This is a genomic window from Hyalangium versicolor (assembly GCF_020103695.1).
GTDB classification, from domain to species: domain Bacteria; phylum Myxococcota; class Myxococcia; order Myxococcales; family Myxococcaceae; genus Hyalangium; species Hyalangium versicolor.
Map to the genome: position 1 here is coordinate 482,545 of NZ_JAHXBF010000001.1, position 26,338 is coordinate 508,882.

A 26,338-nucleotide genomic window follows, 5' to 3' on the forward strand; every position below is an offset into this window, starting at 1 on the left:
AGCGTACAGTCACCTGAGCAACGAGGGCCATCGCTGGGGCCCTGCTGGTTGCTTGCTGGCGCGAGCGCAAGCAGCCGAGCGGCTCTGCCAGGCATCGACTGGACACGAACGCGGGCGCGACATGCCTCTGCCCGGCCACGGCGAACTCGGAACTATGATGGGCACTCGTAACGAAAGGGGTCAACGACTCATGAGGTTCACCCGGGCAACCCTCTGTATCTCCACGCTGCTGATCCTGGGCGGTTGTGGCGGCGATGATCCTGTCGAGCCACCGCAACCCGAGCTGGCCGCGATACAGGTCACCTGCACCCCCGCCTCCGTGACGGCAGGAGAGTCCTCCCAATGCACGGCCAGCGCCACGGATCAATCCGGCAAGCCCTTCACCGTCCCCAGTTCCAGCTACCGTTGGACGTCCAGCGTGGAATCCGTGGCGACGGTAGATGCCGCGGGTAAGGTCTCGACGAAGTCTGTTGCAAGCACGACCAGCCTGACCATCAGCGCCACGGCCACGGTGGGCAGCAGCACCCAGACGGGACAAGCGACGCTCACGGTGAGCCGTCAGCCAGGCACCGACCATTCCACCAACATCACGGCCGATGAGACGTGGCGCGCGTCCGACAATCCGCACAGGGTGAACGCGAACCTCGAGGTGCTCGCCACGCTGACCCTCGAAGCCGGGGTGGAACTTCGCTTCGCTCCGGGCTTCGGGTTGACCATCACCACGGGAGCGCTGAAGGCCACGGGGACCCAGGCAGCACCTGTCCGCATGGTGTCCGGCCAGAGCACCCCCGCCAAGGGAGACTGGCAGGGGCTTTTGTTCTCTGGAGCGGGCAGTACCTCGGAGCTCGACTACGTCACGCTGAGTCACTGTGGGAAGGACTCGGGTGAGCGCGCCTGCATCGCCGTGAAGAGCCAGGCGGCACCGGTGCTTCGCAACGTGACGGTCCAGAACAGCGGCGCCGCGGGAGTCGCGGTGGCCGATGACGGCAGCGCCTTTGGCGCCGGGTCGACGACGCTCAGTGTTTCGGGGAGCGCCTCGTACGCGATACGGATCGGGGCCAACCAGGCCAGTACGCTCCCTCTGGGTGGTACCTTCACGGACAACTCCCCTGATGCGATCGAGTTGCGCGGCAGTGTCTCTCGATCGCAGACCTGGCAGAAGTCGGGAATCCCCTATGTCGTCAACGATCTGATCAAGGTCGAAGGGGCCAGTGTCCCTACACTCACCCTTGCCGCCGGTACGGTGTTCCGCTTCGGGAGCGGCCAGGGGCTGTCTGTTGGCGAAGGCGCCCAGGGCGAGCTGGTCGTCAGCGGTACGGCGAACGAGCGCGTGATTCTCACCGCGGATTCGGCCACTCCACAGCCCGGTTCCTGGCGAGGGGTGCACCTGTACCCGCGAACCTCCAGCAACAGCCGCATCTCCTCTGCCACCATCGAGTATGCAGGGGTTGGCGATAGCGCCGCGACTGGCAACCTGAATGTGTACGGAAACTCCGGTGGTGGTGGCGCACGCCCTGTGGTCGAGAACGTGATCGTGCGAAAGAGCAGCGGGTACGGAGTTTATTTGTTGAATGATGGCGGGTTTGGCAGCGGGTCCACCGCGCTGACCGCGAACGACAACGGCAGCTATGCCATCTCCATCGAGCCCAATGCAGCCGGTACGCTTCCCACGGGCGGGAGCTTTACCGGCAACGGGCACAATGCCGTGGAGCTTCGTTGCTGTATCGTGGCCACGACCCAGACATGGCCGAACCTGGCGATTCCTTATGTCGTCAATGCCGAGGTTCTCGTGGGTTATGAGACCAGCCCGATCCTGACGCTGGAGGCGGGGACGGAAGTGCGGGTCGGCGCGGATCATTCGTTCCAGGTGGGGACCAGCGACACGCCGGGTGCTCTGAAGGCGGTGGGAACTTCGACAGCGCCCATCCGCTTCGTTGCGGACACGACGCAGACCACTCGAGGCTATTGGCGGGGGCTCCATTTCTGGAAGGCCAGCGGGAGCCAGCTCGATTACGTGACCGTCTCTCAGGCAGGAGCCGCTGGCAGCATCGGTACAGGCAACGTCAACGTGTATCAGGAGATCGGGGCCTTCTTGACCAACAGCACGCTCAGCGACTCTTCTGGCTGTGGCGTGACCATCAGTGATGGCACTCACTCCGGCAGCACGACGGTGACGACCAGCTTCATCCAAGCCTCGTACAACAACACGTTCAGCAACAACGCCAACGGAAGGCAGTGCGTCAACTGAGCGCACTCCCAACATCTCCGTGAGGCGTTCTCCCTGCCGCCAGACAGGCGGCAGGGGTTCTCCATCCAGCTAGGGGGTGGGGGTCTGGGTGGTGGCCGAGGTGGGCACTGCCTCGGTGAGGACGATCACCTCGGCGCGACGGTTGAGCTGGCGCTCTTCCTCGGTGGCGGGCTTGGCGCTCACCGGCCACTCCGCGCCGAAGCCGCGGATCCGCACTTGTGTCGCGGGGACGCCCTGGTTGACGAGGTAGCGTCGCACGGCCTGGGCGCGCCGCAGCGACATGAACATGTCGGACGCGTCGGTGCCCTCGGTGTCCGCGTGGCCTTCGATGATGACGGTGCCACCCCTGGGGAGCTCTGACATCTGGAGCACCGCTTGATCCAACAGCGGCACCACAGCCTGCAGCTCCGCGCTGCCCTTGGTGAAGGGGATCACTCCGCGAAGGACGACCCGCTCCTGGGGCGTGGGCTGGTAGGGCCGCAGCGGCTCCTGCGGCCCCTGGGGAGCAGCGGTTCCGGAATCTCCCCGGCTGAGGGCGTTGAGTTCCCAGGTGCTCACCGGACGGACGCGCTCGTCTTCCGGCGGGCGGTCGGGCGTGGCCAGCGCGAGCTGAAGCTCGCGGTCCGCGTTCTCGTCGATGAAGGACAGCTTGGGGGGAGGCTCGTCGTGGAAGCTGACGCCGGCCAGGACCCGGAACCGGGGCGCGCCCAGGGCGCCACCCAGTCCAGGGCCGGCCATGAGGGACGCATCCAGCCCCGCGGGAAGCGGGAAGCGCACGCCTCCGAGCACATCCATCGCCACCTGGGGAGAGAGCGTGGCACGCAGGCCGAGTTCGCCGCGCAGGCCCTTGCCAGTGGTGGCCAGCGCGGCTCCCAGGCGGATCTCTGAGTTGGCGCCCTGCTTGGCCGAGCCGTCGGAGGTGGCCAGGAGGATGGTGGGACGGAACAGCACGCCCGCCTCGAGCGAGGGCGCCACCATGCCCAGGCTGGTGCCCACCGTCATGCGCACGTGGAAGCGCGGCCCATCATCTCCCGCCAGGGCCGTACCATTGCCCACGGGCAGCCCCACACCGAAATCCGCGGACAGATCCACCGGGTGCCGCTGGCGGCGAGACAGCAGTCCCAGTCGAGCCTGGAGGACCGGGGTACCCAAGCCCTGGGCCGCCAGCGCGCCAAGCCCCAGGAGGGAGGGATCATCTCCCTGCTGCCACAGGACGAACGGGAGCTGAGCGCTCACCTCGAGCCAGGGCAACAAGCCGTAGCCGGCCGAGAGGAGTGCGGTGGCCCGGTTGCGCACTACCTGGAGATCTCCCTCTCCGTCGTTCAGCACGAGGGGAAGTCTCTGATAGTGCCCCAGGAGGCTTACATGGAGCCCCCCTGGAACCATCAGCTCGCCGTTGCCGACCAGGAGCGTGCCGCGCCCTACGTTGGTCTCCAGCCGCTCGAGATCAAAGCCCGGGAGCTGTTCGGTGGTTTGCGCGGCAGCCAGCGAGCAGACCAGCAAGCTCACGGCCATTGCACTGGTGCGAGCGGATGAATGTAAACTCATGAACGGTCGAATTCTACCGCTCTTTGAGTGGGGAGGGGCAAGTGCTCCGAGTCAAAGTCCTGACGGTCCAGCGGGTCTCGGTGCCAGGACAGGGTAGCGGCTGCTCCAACTCGAACGCCGAGCGGGACGGTTCGAGCATGCTTGCTCTGCTGGCGCTCGTCGGTCACGACACGCGGCGGAGGCGCGAGTAGCCGGATGCCCTTCGATGTGAAGAGGATCCTCGACCAGCTGGAGACCGGCACCCCCGCTGAGCCTGGGGTACCGGCCTGGCAGGTGGAGAGCTGGGAGGATCCGGATGGATTCACCGCGGCGCTGGCCGTGGCTCACGTGGGCCGCGGTGCGCCCCTCAAGAGCCGCGGCGGGCAGCACTACGACTTCTTCCACGATCTTGTCGTGCGCCATGGCACTCCGGATCGGGTGGCTCTGCGCACCTACGATCGCAGGAGCGGGTGGCAGACGCTCAGCTACCGCCAACTGCACGAGCAGGCCTCGCGCCGGGCCACCGACTGGGCACGGCAGGGCGTCAAGGCTGGCGCCAAGGTGTGCCTGATCTACTCCGTGGGCAACGAGCTGCTCATCTCGCTCGCGGCGGCACTGGGGTTGGGGGCGTGCATCAGCTTCCTGCCTCCGCAGGGCCGGCGCTTCATCACGCGCCGCCTGGCCATGCTCGGGCCGGATCACATCGCCACCGAACCTCACCAGGCGCTCATCCTTCAGGGCTTCGAGAAGCAGTTGCTGCAGAGCCGAGGCCAGGCCTCGCCGGCCTTCACCTCGCACACGTACAAGCCGGAGGAGCCGGTGGGCCTGCTGTTCTCGCCCCTGGTGGAGCCGGCGGGAACCCCGGCACCGCTGAGCGCGGAGGATGCCTGGCGAGGGGCGCTCGTGGACGGCCTGCTCACCTTCGGCCTTGGCGCGGGAGAGCACCTGGCGGCGCCCGGCTACCACCCGCTCCAGCACGTGCCGGCCTTCCTCTTCGCCACGCTGCTGCGAGGCGCCACCTATCTCCACATCGAGTTGGCGGATCTCGAGACGACCCCCGCGCTGCTCAACGAGCATCCGGTGCGCGCGCTCGGCGTCACTCCTGCGGTGAGGGATCTGCTGCTGCGGACGCGCACCTCGCTCAAGAGCGTGGGCCACTGGTTCCGCAACCCCGAGGAGCCCATTGACTGGGTCTCCTGGCGGGCCTGGATCAAACAGTGCGGTGTGTCCGCGGTGCCTTCCTCCAACGTGCTCGTGGATCCGTCCGCGGGCGGCGCGGTGCTCGTCTCGACGCGGCGGGTCAGGGATCTGCACACCGAAGCTCCTCCGGCTCCGGGGCGTCGCTGGGGGCTCAGCGACGTCAACATGAGCGGCCAGGAGGCGCCAGGAGATGTGGGCGTCTTCTCCTTGATGCCGGACAAGGGACGGCCACCTCCCTACGTCGTCCTCACGCGCTCGTTTGGCGTGTACCACTACGGAGGGCCGCGCACGGCGAGGAGGGAAGGGCGGGTGTATCCGGCCGCCGAGGTGGCCGAGGTCGTCCAGGGGCTGCCCTTCGTTCGAGGCGCCGCCGTGGTGACAGCGCCCACGGGAGGAGTGGCGGGCCATTACCGCTACGTCCTGCTCGTCTTCACCGGAGCCCAACCCCAGCAGTCGGCCGTCTGGCTGCAGACGGTGAGGCGCACCCTGGAACTCGAATTGGGCGCGGAGCACCTGCCGGATCGCACCGAGTTCATCCCGCTGTACCCTCGCAAGGTGAAGGGGCAGGTAGACGAGCCCTGGTGCCACGCGCAGTACCTGACGGGTGCGCTCTATCGTAAGAGTGCGGATCCGCTCTTCCAGGCCCTGACGGCGCTGCGGGGCCACCTGCTGGAAAAGGCCGAGCCGCCTGTGTGAGGATGAGGCGCCGCGCCAGCCCTCTCCAAGGAGTGCATCATGGGAGTCCAGGTCGTTACAGGGGCCATGTTGCAGTGCAGCTTCGGCGTGGCCCCGTCCTCGCTGATGGTCCTGCCCACAAACAAGGTGATGGCCACCACGCCGGCGGCCAACATCATGGACAACAAGCCCATGGTGAACATCATGCCCTTCGGCATGTGTCAGTCGATGGCGAACCCCATGGTGGCGGCGGCTACCGCGGCGGCCATGGGGGTGCTCACGCCCATGCCCTGCATCCCCGCCACGGCGGCGCCCTGGGTTCCCGGGTGTCCCAAGCTGATGATCGGCAACATGCCGGCCGTGGACAGCAACTGCAAACTGATGTGCTCCTACGGTGGTGTCATCCAGGTCGTCTCGCCTGGACAGGTGACGGTGCAAGATGGGTGAACCCGCGAAGGTCATTGCTCCCCTGGAGCTTCACCTCCTGGATCAGTTGCTGGAGGCAGAGGCGCCGGACATGGACGGCTCCGACGAGCGCCTGGGGAAGGTCAACGACCTGGTGGCCAAGAGCGCCTATCTCGACGCGGCTCGGGCCGCCGAGGCGCTGCTGAAGGAAGGCGAGCATGACGTGCGGCTCGTGGGCCCGTACCTCCTCGGGGTGTTCCTCGAGGGAGGCATGGCGGCGATGCCCGTGGTGTACCACTCGCTCTCCAGCATGCTGCTGCGCAACTGGCAGTTCTTCAGCCCGCGCGAGCGCAGGGACGTCTACGCCGACGGCGGCCTGCGCTGGCTGATCAAGGTGCTCAACAAGCACCTGGAGCATCACGAGCGCATGAAGGACGCCACGTTCCTGGCCTGGAGCGCTCCGTCCAATCGCGAGCCGCTGGAGCAGGCGCTCGCGCTCAGCGAGGAGATCTTCGCCTCGTTCAGCCGGGTGATGCCGCGCAACGGTTGTGAGGCCCCCTTCCGTCGCCTTACCCAGTGGTTGGAGGGACACCTGCAGTCGCTGCCGGTGCCGCCCCCTCCGGAGGACGCGGCCGCGCCGGATCCCGAGGAGGAGCCCGAAGAGGACGACTCGTCCGAGGAGGAAGCCAGGCCCGCGGCGCCCGTGTCGGCCGGGCCCACCATTCCCGTGTCTCCCGCGCTGGCGGATCTGATGCGCAAGCTGGCCGCGTTCAACACGCTCGTGGAGCGGGGGGACATGGTGAAGGCCTCCGTGGTGGCAGCGGACGTGCTGGCCTTGATCGAGCGCTTCGATCCACGCGTTTACCTGCCCTCGCTCTTCTCCCGCTTCTTCTCGGGCCTCAGCACTCACGCGGAGCAGGTGGAGCCGCTGCTGCAGAGCACCGAGTCGCTGTCCTTCCGCGCGCTCGATCAGCTCTACCGCGTGGATCTCTCCGCCTTCCTCGAGCAGAGCGCGCAGTTGGGCGAGGCGGAGGACTAGGGCTGCCATGGACGGCCCGGTCGAGCAGCGCATCCGAGAGCGCATCCGCAGCTTCGACATCCCGGCGTTGCTGGATGTGCTGGCCGCCTCCGGCTATGGCGACGCGGAACTCGAGTACCGCAGCCATCGCACCACCGTGCGCCAGTCCCATCTGGTGCACGACGTCCAGTTCGTCCACACGCCGCGCAAGCGCGTGATCATCACGGTGAACATGGGGCTGTTCAGCGCCCAGTCGCCGCTGCCGTCCTTCATGATGAGGACCATGGATCAGCTCGACCATGATCGGCTCGAGCGCTTCATCGGCTACTTCGATCACCGGTTGCTGGAGGAGTGCTTCTCCGGGCTCTACCCCGAGCGCAACAGCGCGCTGCTGCCCGGGTGGCCCGAGGCCGCGAGGGATCGGCTGAGGCTGCTGCGCCCCACCTGCCCGAGCACGATGCACTGGATCTTCACCAAGGCGTTCCCCGATGCGGAGCTCTCCGTGCGGCGCGAGGTGCGCCACCAGCAGGTGCCCGCGCGAGAGATGCGGCTGGGCTCCAGCGCGCTCGGCGAGGGCGACTCCATGGGCGGCTTCGCCAACATCCCCACCGGCGCCATGGAGGTGAGGATCTTCTGTGCCGAGCCCTTCTCCAGTAACGGCTCGCCCTGGGCCACCGAGGCCCGCCGCCGCTTCGAGACGGATGTGTTGCCGCTGCTCTCGGAGACGGTGTTGATGCTCACCGTGATCCTCGTGATGCGCGAGCAGGAGGGTATCCTACGTTTGGAGCGGGCCAGCCACCTGGGCTATGACGCCCTGCAGGAACCCGCGAGCGAAGCGCAGCAAGTCCTTCTGTTCTCAGGGGATACGTCCAGCCACCAGCCGAACATCGCCGCAGAGGGGTAACCTTACTTGACCCCTTTGAATGCTTTTTTTTAACATTACTCTCCGCAACACAGCGGTGTACGTCCCGCGGTGAAGTCGGGGGGCCATTCAGTTCCCAGGAAGTGTGCGCCGCACCGTGTAAGGAGAATCCGTGCCCATTCAGGACAAGCTACCCAAGTCTCGCATCACGCTCGTCTATCGCACCAACATCAACGGCAAGGAAGAGGACGTCAAGCTCCCGTTCCGCGTCGTCGTCCTCGGTGATTTCTCGCTCGGCAGCTCCAAGGATCGGCAGGTCGATCTCGAGGAGCGCAAGCTGCGCTCGGTCAACGGGAACAACCTCAACGAGCTGATGAAGGACATGGGCATGTCCATCTCCTTCGAGGTGGATGACAAGCTCAGCGCCGACGGCGAAGGGAAGATGGCGGTGGAGCTGCCTGTCGACAAGATCAAGTCCTTCCACCCGGACGAGATCGTCAAGCACGTGCCCAAGCTCAAGGCGCTGATGCTGCTGCGCAAGCTCCTGCTGGAGATGCAGTCGGACATCGACAACCGCAAGGACCTGCGCAAGAAGCTCTACGAGCTGTTCTCCAACAAGGACGAACTCAAGAAGCTCTTGGAGAGCGAGCAGCTCAAGAGCTACGCCAGCATGCGCCTGCCCGCGGTGGCTGCCGCCAAGCCGGCCGACGGTGTCCAGCCCGCGCTCGCGGCCCAGAACGCTCCCGCTCCCGCTCCCGCCGTGGCGACCGCCAAGTCCTGATCCACCCCACGATTTTCCATCCTTAGCCGAGGAGCTTGTCGCTCATGGCCGAAAAGAATGCCCTGAAAGAGCTGTTTGAAGTCCGCGGGTTCGATATCCCCACCAGCCCCCAGCCGCTGGTCGGTACGGGCCTGGTCCCCACCACCAACAACGATCTGCAAGTGCCCGGGGACGAGCGCTTCATGTCCGCCCTGGCGGCGCTGCTCTACAACGTGGAGCCCATCCAGGACGAGGCGGGGCAGACCCGCTTCGACAAGGGCGAGGTGATGAAGGCCATCGCCCACGTGGATCAGCTCATCGAATCGCAGATGAACGAGATCATCCACGACGAGAAATTCCAGAAGATGGAGGCCGCGTGGCGCGGGCTGGATGATCTGGTGCAGAACACCAACTTCCAGGCCGACATCACCGTCGACATCCTGGACGTGGAGAAGGAGGAGCTGTCCGAGGACTTCGAGAAGAACTCGAGCAACATCTTCTCCAGCGCGCTCTTCGACAAGATGTACATCAAGGAGTACGACCAGTTCGGCGGCCGTCCCTACGGCGTCATGCTGGGCCAGTACGAATTCACCTCGTCCCGCCAGGACATCACCTGGCTGGAGCGCATGGGCAAGGTGGCCAACGCCTCGCACTGTCCGTTCATCGCGGCGGCCAGCCCCAAGTTCTTCGACTGCGACAGCGTGGAGCAGCTCGAGTCGCTCAAGAACCTGGATGGCGTGCTCAGCCACCCGCGCTACGGCAAGTGGAACGAGCTGCGCGAGAAGGAAGAGGCGGCCTACATCGGCCTGACGCTGCCGCGCTACGTGGTGCGCCTGCCGTGGGATCCGGACAAGAACCCGTGCGATGTCCTCAACTTCAAGGAGGACGCGGAGGGTGACACCCGGAAGTACCTGTGGGGCAACACCTCGTACCTCATGGGCCGCAACCTGGTGAAGGCCTTCGAGCAGTCCGGCTGGTGCCAGTCCATCCGCGGCCCCAAGGGCGGCGGGCTCGTCACCGGCCTGCCGGTGGACACCTTCACCCTGCGCGGGCAGAAGATGATCCAGGCGCCGGTGGAGATCGCCATCCCGGACTACCGCGAGTACGAGTTCGCTCGCAACGGCTTCATCCCGCTCGTGTACCGCAAGGGCACCGGTGAGGCGACGTTCTTCAGCACCCAGTCCATCAAGCGGGCCAAGAAGTTCAAGGACCCGAAGGACTCGGAGAACTCGCAGCTGGTGACGAACCTGGCCTACACGTTCTCCATCACCCGGCTTGCGCACTACATCAAGAGCATCATGCGCGACAACATCGGCAGCACCGCGGACGCCGGCTACGTGCAGCGGCAGATCGACGCGTGGCTGGCCAACTACGTCACCACCGTGGTGAACCCGGACGACCTGACGCTGCGCCGCTTCCCGTTCAAGGCCACCAACGTCATGGTGGAGGCGCGTCCGGGCGAGATCGGCTGGTACGATTGCAAGGTCGCTGTGCTGCCGCACATTCAGTTCGAAGGCCTCAACGTGGAACTGATGCTGGAGTCCCGCCTGGGCTAGCCAGGCACGCCGTAGTCATCCATCAGCAAAAAAGAGGAGGGTCCCATGCCGCAATTTTCCCGTTCCCTGGATGTGTACCAGGGGTTCAACTTCAAGAAGGACAAGCAGGCTCCGGTGGGCTTCATCACCAAGATGAAGCTGGGTGACATCGAGCTGAAGGCTGATCAGGAGACCATCAAGGATCCGGAGCAGCCGGACAAGGCGCTCGCCGCCAAGGTAGTGGGTGTGCTCAACCACTTCCTATGGGAGACGGGTGTCACGGACGCCATGTACCTGTCGTCGCAGATCTCGACGGCCAACAAGCAGATCCTGTCCGCGGCGCTCATGGGCACCTGGGCCAACGTGAACGTGGAGATCCAGTACGTCGTCTACGAGTACGATCCCCTCGCCAAGAAGTACTTCAAGTCCAGCTTCACGGACGCGGTGCTCAAGGGCATCCTAGAGAAGAACGGGGATGACCTGAACCTGTCCGTGGCGGACGATCCGTCCCACGAGGTGCAGTCGCCGAAGAACTACGTCTGCCAGGTGGGCGTCAAGCCGCAGACGCTGGAGCAGTCGGTGAACCTGGCGACGGGCTCTGGCAAGAACATCGTCAAGCAGTGGGGCGTCACCGAGGCCGCGGCGAAGTAGCCTCCAGATAGGACCAAAGCCATGCAGCGCCACAAGCTCGCGCGGGTCCGCTGGCAGGTCGGCCAGACGCTCCTTCCCGAGCACTTTCGCGCCCAGGACGAGGCGCTCTCGTCCGAAGCGCGGCTGCATGCTGCGTTGTCCGGGCTGCCTCAGGTCGGCATTGCCGCGCTCGCATGGAGCGAGGCGCTGCTGGCCGAGGGCAGCCTTTCCCTTTCCACACTGACGGCTGTCATGCCCGGTGGCTTCCTGGTGGACGTACCAGGCAACGCCGCCGTGCCCACGTTCTCGCTGGAGGCCACGGGCAAGGCGGAAGTGACCGTCTTCCTGCACCTGCTCGAGGACACGCGCGGCACCGAGGGCGTGCCCCTGTACTCGGCGGAGCCTCCCAACGTGCAGCGCGTGCTGCACAAGCTGCAGCTGTCCAGTGAGCAGGCCGTGGATCGCGCCCTGTCCTCGCTGGAACTGGTGTCCTTCTCCAAGGGGCTCGAGGGCATGTGGCGCCCCTCCACCGAGAAGGTGCCGCCGCTGCTGCTGGTGGGGCCCAACCCGTTCCTGGACGGGCTGCTCTTCGAGCTGGACTCGTTGCTGGAGAAGGCGCACGGCCAGCTGCGCACGCTGCTGCTGGACAGCTACCAACGTGCGGAGCGGCTGGCCAGCGCACGCCGCACCCTGCTCGAGGTGCGCAGGCTCCAGGCCATGCGCGCGGACATGCGCGTGGGCATCAGCCCTCACCCGTACCACTTCTTCGATGCGCTGCGCCGGTTCTACTTCGAGGTGAGCTGCTACCTGGAGCTGGAGCCCGGCGAGTCCATGCCCACCTACCAGCACGATGATCTGGCCGCGTCGCTCGGTGGATGGATGGACCTGCTGAACCGCGCCTTCCGCCCCGAGGACACGCGGCTCACCTACAAGACTTTCGAGGCGAAGGACGGACAGTTCATCCTCTCGCCGCTGCCCACGTTGGATTCGGGGGTGCAGAGCGAGCTGTACCTGCTGGTGCGCAGCGAGGATCCCAGCCGCCCGCCCTCCATGGAGGGGGTGAAGGTGGCCAGCCCCTCGCGCCTGCCGGTGGTACGCCGCCTGGCGCTGCGAGGCATTCCCTTCCAGCACGTTCCGCACCCCGCGTTCCCCCATGCCTTCGGTCCGGAGATCTCCTGGTACCGGCTGACGCTGGGAGAGGAGTGGCAATACGCCCAGCGCGACAATGGCATGGCCTTCTTCGTCACGCCGGCGCTGCAGGGCCACCAGGTGTTCCTCTTCTGGCGGAGGGCGTGAGATGACGCGCCCGGCCTTCCTCGACAAGTTCACCAGCCCCTGGCAGCGCCCAGGCGGCAACAGCGAGTTGCAGCAGGTGCGCCAGAACCTGGAATCCCTGCTGAACACCAAGGAGGGCTACGGCTACTTCGTCGATGGCTTTGGCCTGGGCCGCTACTCCGAGAAGTACGGCACCCAGGATCTGATGAAGACGCTCACCGGGGAGATGCTGCACTCGGTGGAAGCGCACGAGCCCCGGCTGCGGGATGTGGAGCTGGAGCTGCGGGGACGGGACTCGGGACTCTGGCTGCACTTCGTGCTGACGGGGACGCTGGGCGGTGAGCCCTGCACCCTACGGGTGCTCTTCCACACCGTGAGCGGGCAGGTGCGGGTGGAAGAGGACGAGGAGCGATGATGGAGACCACCTTTCAGGAACGGCTCGTCGTGACGCTCACCCTCACCATCGGGGGCAAGGCGCACAAGATCATCGCCGGCAGCATCAAGCGCTTCGCGCTGGATCTGTGGAGCTGGGGCCTGGAGGGCGAGGCCGAGTTCATGCTCACGGACAACTCGGCCCAGGGTGGGCAGAGCAAGGACGAGCTGCTGGCCGATTTCCTCAAGCCGGATCTGGTGGAGGTGAAGGTCGAGGTGAAGGCGGTGCTGCCGGAGACGTCGGCCCAGCCGACGCACACCGCGCTCACCATCAAGGGCTACGTCACCGAGAAGTCGCTGGAGGAGGACGCCATCACCACGGGTGACAGCGATCTCATCCTCCACCGCCGCTACGGCATCCGCTTCCAGGACGCGGCGCGGCTGCTGTGGCGGCAGCACTTCCCCTGCGCCCTGTACACCCAGAAGTCGGCCAAGGATGTGCTGGACGCGCACAAGGGCGACAAGATCCAGCTCGCCTATGACTGGGAGACGATCACTAAGCAGCACCCGATGATCTTCGTGGGGCTGGATTCCCAGCGGGGCGCGAGCTTCTACGACTGGGCGCTGTGGTACGTGCACAGCCACCACGGTGTCTTCATCCACGACTACGCGACTCACGGCTACAAGCTGTCGGGCGCGAAGGACGCGACCGGCACGCCGATGCAGTTGAAGGTGGCCAACCTGGTGGGGTTGGAGCTGCTGCTGCCGGAGGTGATCCGCCACGACGTGAACGTGCTCAACGCGCTCGCCGAGGGTCCGGAGACCAAGCCCGTGACGCAGAAGCAGGCCGTCACCGGCATCCGCCAGGACGTGCTGCTGGTCACTCCGATCGCGGCCGAGGTCCAGGCGCGGGTGGATCTGGAGACGGCGCGGCTCAAGGAGCGAGGCCCCGAGGTGGAGGTGACGTGGCGCTCGTTCCCCGAGAAGGCGTTCACTCCGGGGGCGCTGGTGAAGCTGCCGGCCGAGGAGGCCTGGGGCGCCGCGGGCGTGGCCAAGGACGCCACCTTCCGGGTGCGCAGCCTGCACCTGAGTGGCGAGGTGGAGGAGAAGGGCGAGGAAGAGGTGTACGGCGACGCGGAGGCGTTCTTCTCCTTCCGCATGAACACCCGGCTCGAGCCCAAGGACGAGCCCTATGTGGATCTGCCCGCGTGGCAGCCGCCGTCCTACCCCCGCTACGTCGAGGCCCTCATCGTCAGCGAGCAGGGCGCGGAGAAGGACGAGACGTGGCAGGTGTACACGGACTCGAACACCTCCGTGGACGGCTACAAGGTGAAGATCCCCCTGTTCGCCGATCAGATCGTCGCCACGCCCTTCAACCCGAACCTGCTCCCGGGCCACTTCTACTTCCCCGCCTACAAGGGGGAGCGGGTGCTGGTGGCGCTGGACTTCCAGCGCGCGTGGATCAAGCGCTTCCTGGATTGGCGCACCGGAGCGCGCCTGCCCCAGGACGGACAGGGCGTGCAGCTGCTCGTGGGCAAGACGACGGAGAACGGCACCGCCATCAAGCACTACTACACGGACGACAAGCCCGTGTTCCTGATGCAGCGCACCTCCGCCAAGGACACGCAGAAGATCGAGATCGCCGAGGGCAACCTGCTCATCCAGGTGAAGGAAGAGCAGTGACGGGAAGGGGGCCGCGGCTCTCTGCCAAGGAAGCGAGGAACCATGGGCACGCTGGTCTGTACCGTCGAGATGGACAAGGCGAAAGGCGTCACCGTCAAGGTGGAGAACGCTGACGGCAAGATCACCCAGACGGTGGTCATGGACGGCACCAGCATCACCATCAAGGTGCAAGGGAACGAGGAGACGAGCACCATCGTCCAGAAGCAGGACAGCGTCACGATCACGTGCAAGGATTTCACCGTGGACGCTACCGGGACGCTCACCCTCAAATCCGCCAAGGAGTCCAGTTGGGCCAGCCAGGACATCCTCAAGGTGGAGAGCACCAAGGACATGACCCTCACCTCCAGCGCCAAGCTCACGCAGAGCGCCACGCAGGACGCCAAGCTGTCTTCCAACGCGAAGGTGGCCATCGAAGCGGCCAGCAACCTGGACATGAAGGGGATGCAGACGAGCCTCACGGCCTCGGGCGGAGAGAACAAGATCGAGGGCCTCACGCTGAAGATGTCCGGGCAGTCGCAGGCGGAGCTGGCCTCGGCCATGACGAAGGTGTCCGGGCAGGGCAAGCTGGGCCTGGAGTCCTCGGGCGTGGCGGAGCTGAAGGGTTCGATGACCACCGTGGGCGGAGCGCTCGTCAAGCTGGGGTGAGGGAGCAGTGAGCGTTTCGTCGGAGCTGATCTACCAGGACTACCTGAACGAACTCGATGCGCTGGAGCGCTTCCGGCAGCGCTTCCTGAGCTCGCACCCCACCGTGCCTCTGGACCGGGAGGATCCGCACGTGCGGCGCCTCATCGAGTCCATGGCCTTCTTCTCGGTGCAGACGCGGCTGGCCACCCAGCACAACCTGCGCTCCACGTGGCTGCGGCTGTTCTCCTCGTTCTTCGACTTCCTGCTGCAGCCGCTGCCCTCGGTGGCGCTGGTTCAGGCGATGCCGGCCGAGAAGATGACGGAGACGGTGGTGCTGCCGCGCGGTACGGAGCTGCGCATGGCCCCCGCGCATGGCGTGGTGGGCTCGTTTCGCACGCGGCGCCACCTGCGCATCCTCCCCATCTCCCTGGTGGGCTCGGAGGTGGTGCGCCTCACGGATGGCAACTACCGGATGATCCTCCGCTTCGAGTCCGCCTTCCCGCGGCGGGACGCGGTGGGCCTGCTCAGCCTGCACGTGCGCCACCTGGATGAGTACCGGCCCTCGCTTGCCGTCTTCCATGCGCTGAGCAAGGCGATGAAGCAGGTGAGCGTGGTGTACGACGCGCAGGCGGACAGCAACTCGCAGGGCCTGCCGTGCGAGTACTCCTTCGGGGATGCGCCCGCGGATCTGGACGACGCCAGCCGCTACGAGCACCCGCTGCAGCGCGTGCGAGCCTTCTTCCAGCAGCCGGAGCAGGGGCTCTTCCTCCACGTGTCGGTGCCCTCGCACCGCAAGGAGTGGACCCGCTTCAGCCTGTGCATGGACCTGGACAAGTCCTGGACGGTGGGGCGCTCGCCGTACCCGGACATCCTCCACCCGTTCGTCGTGCCGGTGGAGAACCTCAAGGCCGAGCCCGCGCAGCCTATCGTCGCGGACGGCACCCGTTCCGAGTACACCATCCGCGGGATGACGGCTGGCCGGGAGTTGCAGCTGCACTCCGTCACCGGCGTCTATGTGCTGGGCAAGACGGGGCGCACGCCCATGCGTCCGGCCTTCCTCCCAGGTGAGGGCCCCAGTTACGAACTGGACGAGGGGCTCGACGAGGACATGCGCCCGCGGCACAGCCTGCTGGTGCGCCTGCCCGAGGCCTTCCTCGAACCGCAGAAGCTGCTGGTGGAGGCCCTCTGGTTCCAGCCGCAGTTCGCCGCCGAGGCGGTGGGGCGGATGAGTGTCTCCACGCCGGCTCGGCACGTGGAAGGCCTGGGTTGGCAGTTGGTGGGTCGGCTCGAAGCGCAGCGGGAGAGCGCGCTGCGCAATGACGTGGCGGGGCTGACGCGGCTGCTGGCCTGGAAGGTGAAGTCCACGCTGGACCGCAACGAGCTGGCCGCGCTGCTCAACTATCTCGGCACGCCCGCCGAGGAGCCCTTCCGCCGCGTCATCCCCTGGATCCGCGAGCTCAAGGCCACGGTGGCTCCGGATGGCGCGCTGCGCGGCTCGGGCCTGCTGCACGTGTACGAGATGTTGCTGGAGCCCTTCGAGCCCGGCGCCGAGCCGCTGGTGGCCTGCTTCCTGGATCAGGTGCAGAAGCTGCTGGAGGCATGGAACGGCGAGGCCTCGGTGGTGCTGCGGCCCACCGTGGCAGGGGCAGGTTCCTTCCCGTTGAAGGTATCTTCATGAAACTCGAGCATTGGCAGGCCATCCTGCGGGCGTACCGCCAGGTGCGCGCGCTCCTGGAGCAGTACCTGCCTCCGGAGCCCGGCCCGGGTGAGGAGCGCACGCAGGTGCGGGTGGGTCCTCAGGGCCTGGCCCAGCTTCAGTACCAGTTGCTGGGAGAGGTGACGAGCCTCCAGAAGGAGCTGGGGACGGGCTACCGGGAGGACGAGATCCGCGACGCCTCCGAGCCCTTCGTCTACCTGGTGGACGAGCTGGTGCTGCGCCGGCTGGCGGACGCCGAGCAGGCGGACTGGCCGCTGCTCCAGTCCAAGCTCTTCCAGACGGATGCGGGCGGCAACCGCTTCTACGAGCTGGCGGACGAGAAGCTGGCGCAGCGCGGCGCCTCGGTGCTCGTCTTCGAGATGCTTCACTTCTGTCTCACCGCGGGCTTCAAGGGCCACTATGCGGAGAGCACCGCCCGGCTGCGCGAGTACAAGGAGAAACTGGCGGCCCGCATTCCCAAGCCGGAGGCGGTGCCTGCTCCCCCTCCAGCCGTGGCCCAGCCCCCTCTCGTCCACGCCTTCCCGCTGCGGTACTACGTGGCGTCCGGAAGCGTCGTGGTTCTTGTCCCGGTGCTACTGTGGTGGCTGTCGCGATGAGGGAAGAAGCCCAGAGAATGAAGGAGCTGCAGGGGCCCCGGGCACAGCTTGGGCGCTTCGAGCAGTTCGTTCGCTCCGAACTCGGCCCGCTCGTCGCGGGGGCCGAGCCGTTGTTGACGGACGTGCGCGAGGGCATCGCGGCGATCTTCCCGGAAGCGGGAGGTACGCGCCTGGCTCCCAAGGAGCATGAGGCCCGGCACGAGAAGCTGGTCGCGTCGATGGACGAGCTGGAAGACGTGCTCGAGGCACTCCAACTGGCCGCGCGCTCGGGACACTCCGCAGCGGGCAAGGCCCGTGGGGGGGGGTGACCGTGGTTTCGCAGCTGCTCTTCAACCTGGCCACGCTGGTGCAGGCCGCCGCGGATCCCGCCAAGGCGGTGGGTGAGGGCGTCAAGGCGCTCGAAGCGGGGGCCAAGGCCGTCGACTCCGGGGCGCAGTCCGCCGACACGGGCACGAGTTCCGTGGGGAAGATCTGGAACGCGGTGAGCCCGTACCTCATCTGGGTGCTGGTGGTCATCGGCGTGGTGCTGCTGGGGTTCCTCGGCTGGAAGCTGTGGGGCTGGTGGCGCAGCCGTCGCTCCCCGGCCCGGGTCGCCAGTGGCCCTCCGCCCATGAGCACCGGCCGGCTGATGCAGGTGCGCAACAGGTTCCTCTACGGCCTGCCGCTGGCCCACCGCGCCGCCGTGGTGGATCTGCCCAACGTGGTGGTGCTGGGGCCTGCCGGGAGCGGCAAGACGCAGCTCATCGGCCTGGACGTGGATTGGCAGCGCCAGGCCCGCCAGTTCCTCCCCAGCTACACCGACGATCCGCTGCTGCAGATCTACCTGGGCCCCGACTGCGTGGTGCAGGAGGTGTCCGCCCCGCTGCTGGAGGATGAGACGCTCCAGGCTCGCGGCGCGCTGCGCAAGATGTGGCGCAAGTGCTTCAGCCACAAGCAGAAGGGGGTGGCCGTCCTCGCGCTGGACGTGCGCTGGCTGGCGGACACGCCCCCGGATGAGCAGCGGCGCATGGCCCAGTTGCTGCGCGGCAAGCTCAACATCATGTCCGAGGCGCGCGGCGCTCCCGTGGAGACGCGCCTGTGCCTGACGCACATGGACGGGCTGGAGGGCTTCGAGGACTTCGCACGCATGCTGCGCCAGCACGGCGTGGGGTGCGCCTTCGATATTCCGAAGCAGGGCGAGGAGGGCCGTCTGGCCTCGCTGCTGGATGGGCAGGAGCAGTTCCTGGCGCTGGGGCTCACCTCGCTGCCGGTGGATGCCTTCGAGCGCCTGGAGCGCTTCTATTCGCAGGGCGGGCGCTCGTTCGCGGCACTGGGGCGCTTCGTGACGGCGCTGCTGGAGAGCAACACGCTCTCGTACAAGCCGCAGCTCACGCGCGTGTACCTGTCCTCGCCCACGCCCGAGGCTCGCGCCAGCGGCACGCTGTCCGTGGCCTCCGAGGACAGCAACATCGAGTCGCTGCGCCGCCTCTACCTGCGCACCCACCTGCAGCGGGCCGCGCTGATCGCCGCCGTGTGTTGCCTGCCGGTGATCTTCGCGTACGGCCGCTTCTACTGGCTGCTGCGCAAGGCCCAGGCGCAGGTGCAGGGCTTCGAGGCCACCGTGGCGCAGATGCGGGAGCAGGGCATCGATCGCTCCGGAGAGGTCGTCGAGGCGCAGGTGAACGAGGCCGCCGAGCGGATCAGCCACCTGTGGCGGTTCGCGCGCTGGTGGCCCCCGCTGAACTCCAGCTTCCCGGACGAGATGCTGGACCTGCGTCGGCGTCTGGCGCAGGGTGTCCGGGAGATCCACCTGCGGCCCTTCCTCGAGTACTGCCACAAGACTCCCCAGGACTGCCGCCCCGAGCAGGTGGTGTATCTGCTGGCCACCCTGCACGCGTCGAAGTCGGAGAGCCTGGGCAGCTTCGTGAACTCCAGCGTCAAGCCCCAGAACTCGAGGCGCTGGGAGGATGGAGAGACCAGCGCGCCCGGCGTGCAGGCTTCCGCCAGCTCTGATCAGGGCCGCACCTGGATCTCGGCGCTCGAGCTGAGCGAGCCGCTGGTGTCCACCTACGTGCTCGCCAGTGACGAGCCCTGGGAGCGTAACCCTCCGTGCCGGCGCGGCGCCGTGCAGGTCTCTGGAACGGCGGACGAGGACTGGTCCTGCTGGCCCTACGCGGAGCGGCTGACGTTCGAGGGCCAGCTCAAGCCCTGGTTCGATCACCTGATGTTCCTCAAGGTGACCCTGGAGTCGGGGCCGAAGGGGCTGGGGGACCTGGACTTGCGACGCGAGGAGCGAGAGCGTCTGAAGGCGCAGTTGGCGGACCTGGATGTCTTCGCCTCTCTGTCCACGGTGCTCAGCCAGATCGACGCCTCCAAGATCCAGATGAACACGAAGCAGTTCCTGGGCATCGAGTCCACCGTGCAGGTGCTGGATTGGCTGCGGGCGAACCGGGACACGCTCGCGGCGATCCTGAACATGGAGGAGGAGGCCTTCTCAGGCTTCCAGGCGGTGGAGAAGATGAGCCCCTCGGAGCTGCTCACGCGGGATGGGCTCTGGCTGTCGGGCAACAACAAGGGCCCGTACCACATCGAGCTGCTGCAGCAGAACTTCGAGTTCCGCCCGCCGCAGCTCTCTCGCGAGCTGCTGAAGACGTTGCTGGACTCGTATGAGGCCAGTGGTCGGCTCAGCGCGGCCCAGGCCAGCCAGGCTGGACAGATGCTGCTGAACCGGACGGCCTTCGAGACGGACCTCAAGCCGCTGGTGGAGGACTTCACCCAGCGGTTGAAGAATGCCCAGCTCCCCACGGAGGTGGCCGCCAAGCGCGAGGAGTACGTGCAGAAGCGGGTGAACTCCTTCTCCCGTGGGTACCGCGAGGCGCTCTTCCAGCGCATCCGCGACTACCACTTCCTGGCCTCGCGCAGCGTGCTGCTGGATGAACTGGCCAGCGTCACGCAGCCCTCCTCGCGGCAGGTGGACATGCTGCGAGACGTGGCCAACCGCGCCAACCTCGAGCCCCTGGAGGGGCCGTACTACGAGCCGCTGCGCAACGCCGTGGCGCCCTTCCGGCCCATCGTCCAGATCATGGCGGCGGACAAGAACGGCTTCTATGCCGCGCTCGCCCCGTACCAGGCGTTGATCGCGCAGATGCATGACGACCTGGATCCGGCCTCCAAGTCGGGAGGCGCGGGCGGGGACAAGGAGGGCAAGCCCAAGGCCGCGGCGGAGGCTCCCACCAAGGGCAAGGCCGCTGGGGGCTCGGGTGCGGAGGGGGCCGTGCCGGTCGAGGAGAGCGCTCTGCCGGAGCTCGCGGACTTCATCACGCCCCTGGAGAAGGTGGCCCTGTCCATGCTGCTCGAGGAGGAGAACTCCTACCTGCGCAAGGCGCAGGAGTGGCTGGATCAGCAGGGCATCACCGGCGAGCTGCGCCAGCCCTTCCTGGAGCCCTTCCTCCAGGTGCAGGCGCTGGGCAAGCAGGAGCTGGAGAAGACGCTGGCCAAACGGTGGACGGAGACGACGGCCCGCATGCTGGGCCCCATGCTGGAGCGCTACCCCTTCAACCCCGAGTCCCAGGAGGACGTGGATCCGGGCGAGCTGGAGGTGCTGCGCCGCAAGGACGGGGCCTTCTGGACCTTCGTGCATCAGGTCTACTCCCGCGTGTGCGTGGAGCGGGGCTCGGACTGGGGCCTGCGCGGTCCGCTGCGTGACAAGCTGGCGCTGCCGGACCAGATGCTCGTCTCCTTGAGCCGGCTGGGGCGCCTGTCCAAGCTGCTGTGGGACGATGATGGAAAGCCCCGGCCGCTGATGCTGAAGGTGCAGCCGCAGCCGCTGCCGCCTCCGCCGATGCCGGGCGTCTTCGTCACCATGTCCTCGCTCAAGTGCGGGAAGACGACGGCGTACGGCTTCAACCAGAGCCCCACGTGGCAGGAGTTCCCCGTGAGCTGGTGGGACCAACAGGTGTCCTCCATCGTGCTGGAGCTGCGCTCGCCCGCGAGGGATGCGCCGCAGTACCTGTCGCTGCCGTGGAACCGCTCCGCATGGAGCTGCTTCCGGCTCTTCGAGGAGGCCGCGCTCACCACGGATCAGCGCCGACAGTGGAGCCTGGCGCTGCAAGGCAACAACGTGAACAAGCGAGGGCTGGAGATCAGCTTCGGACTCAAGGGAGACCCGTGGGTGCCCTTCCGGGAGGTGCCGCGATGAGCGCGCGCGTGAAGCCGCTGATGTGGGCGGTGGCGGCGCTGTGTCTGGGGGGTTGTGCGTCGACGCAGGTGGCCCTCAGCGTGAAGTCTCCGCCGGGGACGAACCTGGGCCGGCCGATGTACATGCTGGTGCGCAAGGTGGACACGAAGCAGTACGCCAACGAGGCGTACTCCGAAGTGGCCGCCAGGGTGGGCGCGCCGGATCAGACGGTGCTGCAGACGGCCGTCATCTACCCGGGCACCATCCAACGCTTCCAGGTGAAGACGCCGAAGGAGGGGCCCGTGGCGGTCTCCTTCCTCTTCACTGCTCCGGATGGGAACTGGCAGGTGCTGCTCAGCCCGCCCATGCCGAGCGCGGTGGATATCGAGCTGACGGTGAGCCGCATCCTGAGCGACTCGATTCCGCCCGCGATCCCCTCGGAGATGCCCGAGCTGCCCGAGGCCCCCAAGGCGCCCGAGGCCCCCAAGGCTCCCGGCGCCTGAGTCAGGCGGCCAGCTTGCGCACCTGGGCGTCCAATCCGTCCAGGAGCCGCAGGACGTTGGCGCGCACCTGCTCGACGACCTGGGAGAAGAAGTTGGCCTGCTGGATCGAGGCCTCTACCCGGTCCAGCGGAGCGAGGAGCTGCTCTCGCGTGGTGTCCACCCGCGTGGCCACGCCGTCGATCTGCTTCGCGGCGGTGTCCATGAGTCCTTCGGCCTGCTTGGCGAAGGCGGCGAGCGACTGATCGATGCGCAGGGTGATCTCGGCTTCGACGCGCTCCTTGGCCTTCCGGGCCTCCGCGAGCGCCTTGTCCACCGAGGTGCTCACGGTCTGCATCCCGGATTTCACCTGCTCGCGAGCGCCCGACACCTGCTGCTCGATCGAGTTGCCCACGGCGGCCACCTGGTTGGCCGCGGTCTGCACGCCCTGGCCCAGCGACTCCTCGAAGGACTCGAGCTGTGTCTTCACCTGCGCCTTGAGCTGGTCCACGCGCTGGGCCACCTGGTTCGCGATCGCGTCGATCTGCTGCACCACCTGATCGCGCGCGGCGGCCACCTGCTGCGTCACCTGGACGATCAGTTGCTGCACCTGGGTGACGGCCTGATCGATGGCGGTCTGCACGGACTGTTGCAGCGTCTCGACCTGTTGCACGAGCTGCTGTTGCAGCGCCTGCACCTGCTGGATGGCCTGGGCCTGTACCTGCTCCACCTGGGTGATGAGCTGATCCGACATCGTGGTGATCTGCTGGGCCACCTGGCTGACGATGCTGTCCAACTGGGTGGAGATCTGCGTCACCGCCTGGGTGATGGCGTTCATGGCCGGATCCACCAGCGGCTTGGGCAGGTCCTCGGAGGGGATGGCATCCAGCATCTGCACGGCGCGCGAGAGCAGGGACTCCAGCGTGCCGACGAGCGTCTTGAAGAGCGTCTGGAGCTGCTCGAGCTTCTCGGGCAGGAGCGAGAGGAGCCGCTCGATCTGCTTCTCGAGCTGGGCCAGGGTGTCCATCAGCCCGTCGAGCACCGAGAAGGCGGAGTCCACCGTCGTCTGGACAGGTGCGCGGATGTTCTCGAAGGTGGTGATCGCCGTCTGCATCAGGGTGTCGATGGCCTGGCTGCCCTGGGTGATGGCGGACTCGATCTGCTTCTGGACCTGATCGATCAGCTCCTCCACGAGCTTGATCTGGTTGGCCAGGGATTGGACTTGTCCGGCCAGGGTCTGCTCGAGCGCGTCGAGCACGCGGTTGACCTCGGTGCGGCCGGTCTCGATGGTCCCGTTGACGGTGGTCTCCAGCGTCTGGATGACCTGGGTGGCCGACTCGGTGGCCGACTTCACCTGGCCGCGAACCGGGTTGAGCCCCGCGCGGAGCTGCTCTACCTGCCGGCGCACCTCGGCCTTGGAGGATTCGCCCGTGGACTTGATGTCACCGGCGACGCGCTCCAGGGCGGTGGAGGGAGGAGAGAGCACGGCCGTGAGCGCCTGCATCAGCTTCTTGGCCTCCTCGTCGAGGGACTGCCGTGTCTGCGCCACGGGGGCGAGCACGGCCTCCGTCGCGGAGGAGAGCTGGGAGGTGCCCTGGTGCACGGCGCTCTCGGCCTGGGTGCGCAGCTTCTGGGTCTCCTGGGCGACCTGCTTCTCGCGCTCGTCGAGCTCGGCCTCCAGCTTCTGGATCCGCTCCTTGACCTGCTCATGGGACTTCTTCAGCTGGTCCTGGAGCAGCTTCTCGCCGTCCTTGATCCGTTTGCTCTCCGCTTCGAACTCGGCCCGGAGCTTCTTGATGTCGTCCAGGAGCTTCTGCTCGGTGGACTTCATCTCGTTGGCGAGGATGCGGCCGGCCTGGAGGTTGAGTTCCTGGATCTGTTTCTGGAGTTGCTGCTCGCGGGCCTGGAACTGCGCCTGCGCGGAGTTCAACTGTTGATCCACCTCGGTCTGGATCCGCTGGAGTTCCTGCTCGAGCGTCTTCTCGGCGGCCTCCAGCTGGGCCTTCAGGTCATCCTTGCGCTTCTTGATGACGGCGAACGCGTCCGAGGCGATCGCCTCGCAGCGCTGGCCCACCTCGACAGTGAGAGACTCGAGCTGCTTGCCGAAGGACTGCTCCTTGGCGCGCGTCACATCCTCGATGGCCTTGCAGCGCGAGGAGACGGCGGGCTCGATGGCGCCCACGGAGGTGCGGATGCGCCCCGCGGAGGCATCGAGCTTCCCGCGCAGGACGAGCACCTCGTCCGCGGCCTTGTCGAACCTGGCCCACAGCGCCTTCACTCAGGGCTCCAGTTCCGCCAACTCGGCGTCCAGCGCATCGATCTTCTGAGAGAGCCCGCTGCCCACCGATTCCACCTCGGGACGCAGGGAGCTCACGGCTGCCTCGAGCTTGCCGGTGAGCGTGTCGATCTCGGTGCGCAGAGGCTTCACGCGGGCGACGATGCCCGTGCTGAAGGCCTCCAGTTCTCCGCGAAGCTCCGCTACCTTGGCGCGCAGTTGCTGCATGGGTCTGCTCCGTCCTTGGGTTCGTGCCTCACCGCAGCTTCTCGAGCGAGGCCTTGGCTTCCGCCGCTGCCCCCGAGAGCTGCTCGACTCCCTGGTTCATCTTCGAGGTGGAGGCCTGGATGTTGGCCTTGGCTGCTGACACCTTGGAGCCCAGCTCGGTCCGAGCCCCCTTGAGTGCCGTCTTTGCCTCCGCCTGCGAGGCCTTGATCTTCGCACGCACGGCGCCCATCGCGCCCTGGTGGGCGGCGGACGTCTGCCCGATCGCTCCCCCTACGGCCGCGGTGAGATCTCCCTTGGCGGCCTCGACCTGGGGCGACACGTCATAGGTGGGCGTGGGAGCCGCGCCGCTGGGCGACTCCTTCACCTGGATGAAGAGGTGGCCCTCGCCCATGCGGACGACCTGGGTGTCTCCCTGGGAGGTGCGGTGGATGCGCCACACCGGCTTCTCATCCTGGAAGTCGTGAGTGATGCCCGTCTGGCTCAGCTTGTTCAGGCCCATGAGGATCTGATCGCCCTGGCCGTCCTGTGGTGAGCGCACGCCCTGTTTCCAGTCGATGAAGCGGATGAGCTCGGCACGCTCGAGGTGGAGCGCCACCAGCACGCGGGTGTTCTTGTAGGGAGGGAAGAAGAACTGGCCCGGGAAGTGGATGGGCTCGGCGGGCACGCTCACCGTCTTGTTCCAGAGCGGTACCGTGACATGGAAGGAATTGACGGACGTCTTCTCGTCTTCGGTGATGAGGTAGCGCCGATCCTCTGGCTCACCGCCCGGGGCATGCACGAGCCCCTCGACGTGGATGGGGTAGCGCGGCCCGCGGTAGGGCGGCAGGGTGACCACCGGATCCGAAGCGGACTCGAGCCGGACGGACAGGCGCACCTCGTATTGGGCGCTGGGGGCCTGTTGCCCGTCGTACTGGCCCTCGCTCGTGGCGGAGGCCTCCAACTCGAGTCCGAGCACCCGTTGATCGTCGCCCGCCCCCGTGAAGCTCTTGGGCCAGGCCGATGCTTCCAGGCGAATCAGCGCGCCAGGGAAGACATCCACGGCGGGGAACTGCTTGAAGGACACCTGGAGCTGTCGCTCCCGGAGCTGGAGGCGGGCCTTCTCCTGCTTCTGTCGCAGCTCGGCCACGTCGGTGACAGGGGTGCGCAGCAGCACGTCATGCGAGATGCCCGTGGCGGCCTGGGGCTGGTCGAGCTGCTCGGTGGTGGGGCCCTCGGCCACGGCATTGAGCACGCGTGAGCCGTGGCGGATGGGCGCAGGCATCTGGACCTGCACGCTGTGCACCCGGAGGCGGCCGAGCGCGGCGGCCTGGCCCGAGGAGGGCTTGCTGTCGGCCAGAAGGTATTCGTTCTTCTGGTTGTCGTAGCTGAAGACGCCGTTGTTCGAGTCCACGTACCAGAGGACGAAGTCGTAGAAGCTCACCTCGGGCGTGTCCGCGCCGATCCCGAGGCACAGCATGTCTCGCTTCTGCCGCAGCAGGGCCCAGTCCTGGTTGATCTGGAGACTGGCCTTGTGCAGGTCGATGATCTCCCCCATGGACATGGAGGTGTGCAGCTCGACCGGGCGGTGTTGCCGCCAGAGCACCTGGGCTGCATCCGCGAACTCGATGGTGTAGCGGCGGAAGACGCGCTGCTCCTTCTGCGCGGTGCCGTGGACGTCCGCGAGGATCCGGCGGCTGCGGGCCAGGCCCTGGAGCACGATGGGAGCGGGCGGCGTGTCCAGGGAGGGATCGAGCGCCGTGACGGTCGCGCGCACCTGGAGGAGATCCGGCTTCGAGAAGGCCTTGAAGAGCGGTGCGTCCTTCTTCTCCAGGGAGGTCCAGAAGGTGACCGAGCCGGTGAAGCCATGGCTGGCCATGTGCACGGACAGGTGCTTCACCTGGCCACCCGGAATGGTGAACGTCTGGCCGCCCACCGTGAGCGTCAGACCGAGCTGGAGCTCCACCTGGAATGGCGTACTCACCGGGGTCGTCCTCTCATGCAGGGAACCGGGGCATCATGGCATATCTGGGGTCCATGCGTCGTCCGCTCCGAGGGTGCGCTTCGGTGGGAGGCGGAGGGCCAGGAGCTGGCTGT

General features: G+C 66.9%; 22 protein-coding genes. 18 read left to right on the forward strand and 4 right to left on the reverse strand.

Features of this window, described 5'->3' with window-relative positions; translation table 11 throughout:
• Positions 1 to 190: 190 nt before the first annotated feature.
• On the forward strand, positions 191 to 2,248 hold the full coding sequence (locus KY501_RS01680; RefSeq protein ID WP_224360565.1) for an Ig-like domain-containing protein: 2,058 nt from the start codon (positions 191 to 193) through the stop codon (positions 2,246 to 2,248).
• Between the two features lie 69 nt (positions 2,249 to 2,317).
• On the opposite strand, the gene KY501_RS01685 is transcribed toward KY501_RS01680, so the two are convergent.
• A complete protein-coding gene (locus KY501_RS01685; protein ID WP_224361062.1) occupies positions 2,318 to 3,763 on the reverse strand; it encodes an OmpA family protein in 1,446 nt (481 codons plus the stop codon).
• A gap of 74 nt (positions 3,764 to 3,837) precedes the next feature.
• Here KY501_RS01685 and KY501_RS01690 point away from each other — a divergent pair, with 74 nt between their 5' ends.
• The 17 genes from KY501_RS01690 to KY501_RS01770 all read left to right on the forward strand — a co-directional run bounded on the left by KY501_RS01690 (position 3,838) and on the right by KY501_RS01770 (position 21,786).
• Positions 3,838 to 3,987, forward strand: a complete 150-nt coding sequence (locus KY501_RS01690) for an MYXO-CTERM sorting domain-containing protein (protein ID WP_224360567.1) — start codon at positions 3,838 to 3,840, stop codon at positions 3,985 to 3,987.
• A 4-nt stretch (positions 3,988 to 3,991) separates the two neighbouring features.
• Entirely contained in the window at positions 3,992 to 5,671 is a 1,680-nt protein-coding gene (locus KY501_RS01695; protein WP_224360568.1) for a class I adenylate-forming enzyme family protein, read from the forward strand.
• A gap of 39 nt (positions 5,672 to 5,710) precedes the next feature.
• Positions 5,711 to 6,097, forward strand: coding sequence for a DUF4280 domain-containing protein (locus tag KY501_RS01700; protein ID WP_224360570.1), 387 nt, complete (start codon positions 5,711 to 5,713; stop codon positions 6,095 to 6,097).
• On the forward strand, positions 6,090 to 7,094 hold the full coding sequence (locus tag KY501_RS01705; RefSeq protein ID WP_224360572.1) for a type VI secretion system protein IglI family protein: 1,005 nt from the start codon (positions 6,090 to 6,092) through the stop codon (positions 7,092 to 7,094). Before KY501_RS01700 ends, KY501_RS01705 begins: the two co-directional genes overlap by 8 nt.
• A 7-nt stretch (positions 7,095 to 7,101) precedes the next feature.
• The gene (locus tag KY501_RS01710) at positions 7,102 to 7,977 is read left to right on the forward strand and encodes a type VI secretion system baseplate subunit TssG (RefSeq protein WP_224360574.1); all 876 of its coding nucleotides are present in this window, start codon (positions 7,102 to 7,104) and stop codon (positions 7,975 to 7,977) included.
• 130 nt (positions 7,978 to 8,107) lie between these two features.
• On the forward strand, positions 8,108 to 8,716 hold the full coding sequence (gene tssB / locus KY501_RS01715; protein ID WP_224360576.1) for a type VI secretion system contractile sheath small subunit: 609 nt from the start codon (positions 8,108 to 8,110) through the stop codon (positions 8,714 to 8,716).
• 44 nt (positions 8,717 to 8,760) lie between these two features.
• A complete protein-coding gene (gene tssC, locus KY501_RS01720; RefSeq protein WP_224360578.1) occupies positions 8,761 to 10,251 on the forward strand; it encodes a type VI secretion system contractile sheath large subunit in 1,491 nt (496 codons plus the stop codon).
• A 45-nt stretch (positions 10,252 to 10,296) separates the two neighbouring features.
• Positions 10,297 to 10,881 carry a hypothetical protein gene (locus KY501_RS01725; protein ID WP_224360580.1) on the forward strand — a complete coding sequence of 195 codons (585 nt, stop codon included), beginning with the start codon at positions 10,297 to 10,299 and terminating at the stop codon, positions 10,879 to 10,881.
• Between the two features lie 21 nt (positions 10,882 to 10,902).
• Positions 10,903 to 12,156 (forward strand): type VI secretion system baseplate subunit TssK, encoded by a 1,254-nt coding sequence (gene tssK, locus KY501_RS01730; RefSeq protein ID WP_224360581.1) that lies wholly within the window; start codon positions 10,903 to 10,905, stop codon positions 12,154 to 12,156.
• 1 nt (position 12,157) lies between these two features.
• On the forward strand, positions 12,158 to 12,550 hold the full coding sequence (locus tag KY501_RS01735; RefSeq protein WP_224360583.1) for a GPW/gp25 family protein: 393 nt from the start codon (positions 12,158 to 12,160) through the stop codon (positions 12,548 to 12,550).
• Complete coding sequence (locus KY501_RS01740) at positions 12,547 to 14,190, forward strand: hypothetical protein (protein ID WP_224360585.1); 1,644 nt, start codon at positions 12,547 to 12,549, stop codon at positions 14,188 to 14,190. Before KY501_RS01735 ends, KY501_RS01740 begins: the two co-directional genes overlap by 4 nt.
• 42 nt (positions 14,191 to 14,232) lie before the next feature.
• Positions 14,233 to 14,835 (forward strand): hypothetical protein, encoded by a 603-nt coding sequence (locus tag KY501_RS01745; RefSeq protein ID WP_224360587.1) that lies wholly within the window; start codon positions 14,233 to 14,235, stop codon positions 14,833 to 14,835.
• A 7-nt stretch (positions 14,836 to 14,842) separates the two neighbouring features.
• Positions 14,843 to 16,492: a type VI secretion system baseplate subunit TssF gene (locus KY501_RS01750; RefSeq protein WP_224360589.1), complete on the forward strand. Its 1,650-nt coding sequence runs from the start codon at positions 14,843 to 14,845 to the stop codon at positions 16,490 to 16,492.
• A complete protein-coding gene (locus tag KY501_RS01755) occupies positions 16,489 to 17,127 on the forward strand; it encodes a DotU family type IV/VI secretion system protein (protein WP_224360590.1) in 639 nt (212 codons plus the stop codon). The genes KY501_RS01750 and KY501_RS01755 overlap by 4 nt, the downstream gene beginning before the upstream one ends.
• Positions 17,128 to 17,144: 17 nt before the next feature.
• Positions 17,145 to 17,435, forward strand: a complete 291-nt coding sequence (locus KY501_RS01760; protein ID WP_224360592.1) for a hypothetical protein — start codon at positions 17,145 to 17,147, stop codon at positions 17,433 to 17,435.
• Positions 17,436 to 17,437: 2 nt separating this feature from the next.
• Positions 17,438 to 21,304 (forward strand): type VI secretion protein IcmF/TssM N-terminal domain-containing protein, encoded by a 3,867-nt coding sequence (locus KY501_RS01765; protein ID WP_224360593.1) that lies wholly within the window; start codon positions 17,438 to 17,440, stop codon positions 21,302 to 21,304.
• On the forward strand, positions 21,301 to 21,786 hold the full coding sequence (locus KY501_RS01770) for a hypothetical protein (RefSeq protein WP_224360594.1): 486 nt from the start codon (positions 21,301 to 21,303) through the stop codon (positions 21,784 to 21,786). The genes KY501_RS01765 and KY501_RS01770 overlap by 4 nt, the downstream gene beginning before the upstream one ends.
• A gap of 1 nt (position 21,787) precedes the next feature.
• Here the strand turns inward: KY501_RS01770 and KY501_RS01775 are convergent, their stop codons facing one another.
• Genes KY501_RS01775 through KY501_RS01785 form a run of 3 tightly spaced genes read right to left on the reverse strand, consistent with a single transcriptional unit; the run spans position 21,788 to position 26,225 of the window.
• Entirely contained in the window at positions 21,788 to 24,040 is a 2,253-nt protein-coding gene (locus KY501_RS01775) for a phage tail protein (protein ID WP_224360595.1), read from the reverse strand.
• Positions 24,041 to 24,265 (reverse strand): hypothetical protein, encoded by a 225-nt coding sequence (locus tag KY501_RS01780; protein ID WP_224360596.1) that lies wholly within the window; start codon positions 24,263 to 24,265, stop codon positions 24,041 to 24,043.
• A gap of 28 nt (positions 24,266 to 24,293) precedes the next feature.
• Complete coding sequence (locus tag KY501_RS01785) at positions 24,294 to 26,225, reverse strand: hypothetical protein (RefSeq protein WP_224360597.1); 1,932 nt, start codon at positions 26,223 to 26,225, stop codon at positions 24,294 to 24,296.
• Between the last annotated feature and the right edge of the window lie 113 nt (positions 26,226 to 26,338).

Excerpts from the sequence above, each read along its gene's own strand:
- KY501_RS01680 (WP_224360565.1), top strand. The coding sequence starts at position 191 with ATGAGGTTCACCCGGGCAACCCTCTGTATCTCCACGCTGCTGATCCTG.
- KY501_RS01685 (WP_224361062.1), bottom strand. The coding sequence starts at position 3,763 with ATGGCCGTGAGCTTGCTGGTCTGCTCGCTGGCTGCCGCGCAAACCACC.
- KY501_RS01695 (WP_224360568.1), top strand. The coding sequence starts at position 3,992 with ATGCCCTTCGATGTGAAGAGGATCCTCGACCAGCTGGAGACCGGCACC.
- KY501_RS01700 (WP_224360570.1), top strand. The coding sequence starts at position 5,711 with ATGGGAGTCCAGGTCGTTACAGGGGCCATGTTGCAGTGCAGCTTCGGC.
- KY501_RS01705 (WP_224360572.1), top strand. The coding sequence starts at position 6,090 with ATGGGTGAACCCGCGAAGGTCATTGCTCCCCTGGAGCTTCACCTCCTG.
- KY501_RS01710 (WP_224360574.1), top strand. The coding sequence starts at position 7,102 with ATGGACGGCCCGGTCGAGCAGCGCATCCGAGAGCGCATCCGCAGCTTC.
- tssC (WP_224360578.1), top strand. The coding sequence starts at position 8,761 with ATGGCCGAAAAGAATGCCCTGAAAGAGCTGTTTGAAGTCCGCGGGTTC.
- KY501_RS01725 (WP_224360580.1), top strand. The coding sequence starts at position 10,297 with ATGCCGCAATTTTCCCGTTCCCTGGATGTGTACCAGGGGTTCAACTTC.
- tssK (WP_224360581.1), top strand. The coding sequence starts at position 10,903 with ATGCAGCGCCACAAGCTCGCGCGGGTCCGCTGGCAGGTCGGCCAGACG.
- KY501_RS01735 (WP_224360583.1), top strand. The coding sequence starts at position 12,158 with ATGACGCGCCCGGCCTTCCTCGACAAGTTCACCAGCCCCTGGCAGCGC.
- KY501_RS01740 (WP_224360585.1), top strand. The coding sequence starts at position 12,547 with ATGATGGAGACCACCTTTCAGGAACGGCTCGTCGTGACGCTCACCCTC.
- KY501_RS01745 (WP_224360587.1), top strand. The coding sequence starts at position 14,233 with ATGGGCACGCTGGTCTGTACCGTCGAGATGGACAAGGCGAAAGGCGTC.
- KY501_RS01755 (WP_224360590.1), top strand. The coding sequence starts at position 16,489 with ATGAAACTCGAGCATTGGCAGGCCATCCTGCGGGCGTACCGCCAGGTG.
- KY501_RS01760 (WP_224360592.1), top strand. The coding sequence starts at position 17,145 with ATGAAGGAGCTGCAGGGGCCCCGGGCACAGCTTGGGCGCTTCGAGCAG.
- KY501_RS01770 (WP_224360594.1), top strand. The coding sequence starts at position 21,301 with ATGAGCGCGCGCGTGAAGCCGCTGATGTGGGCGGTGGCGGCGCTGTGT.
- KY501_RS01780 (WP_224360596.1), bottom strand. The coding sequence starts at position 24,265 with ATGCAGCAACTGCGCGCCAAGGTAGCGGAGCTTCGCGGAGAACTGGAG.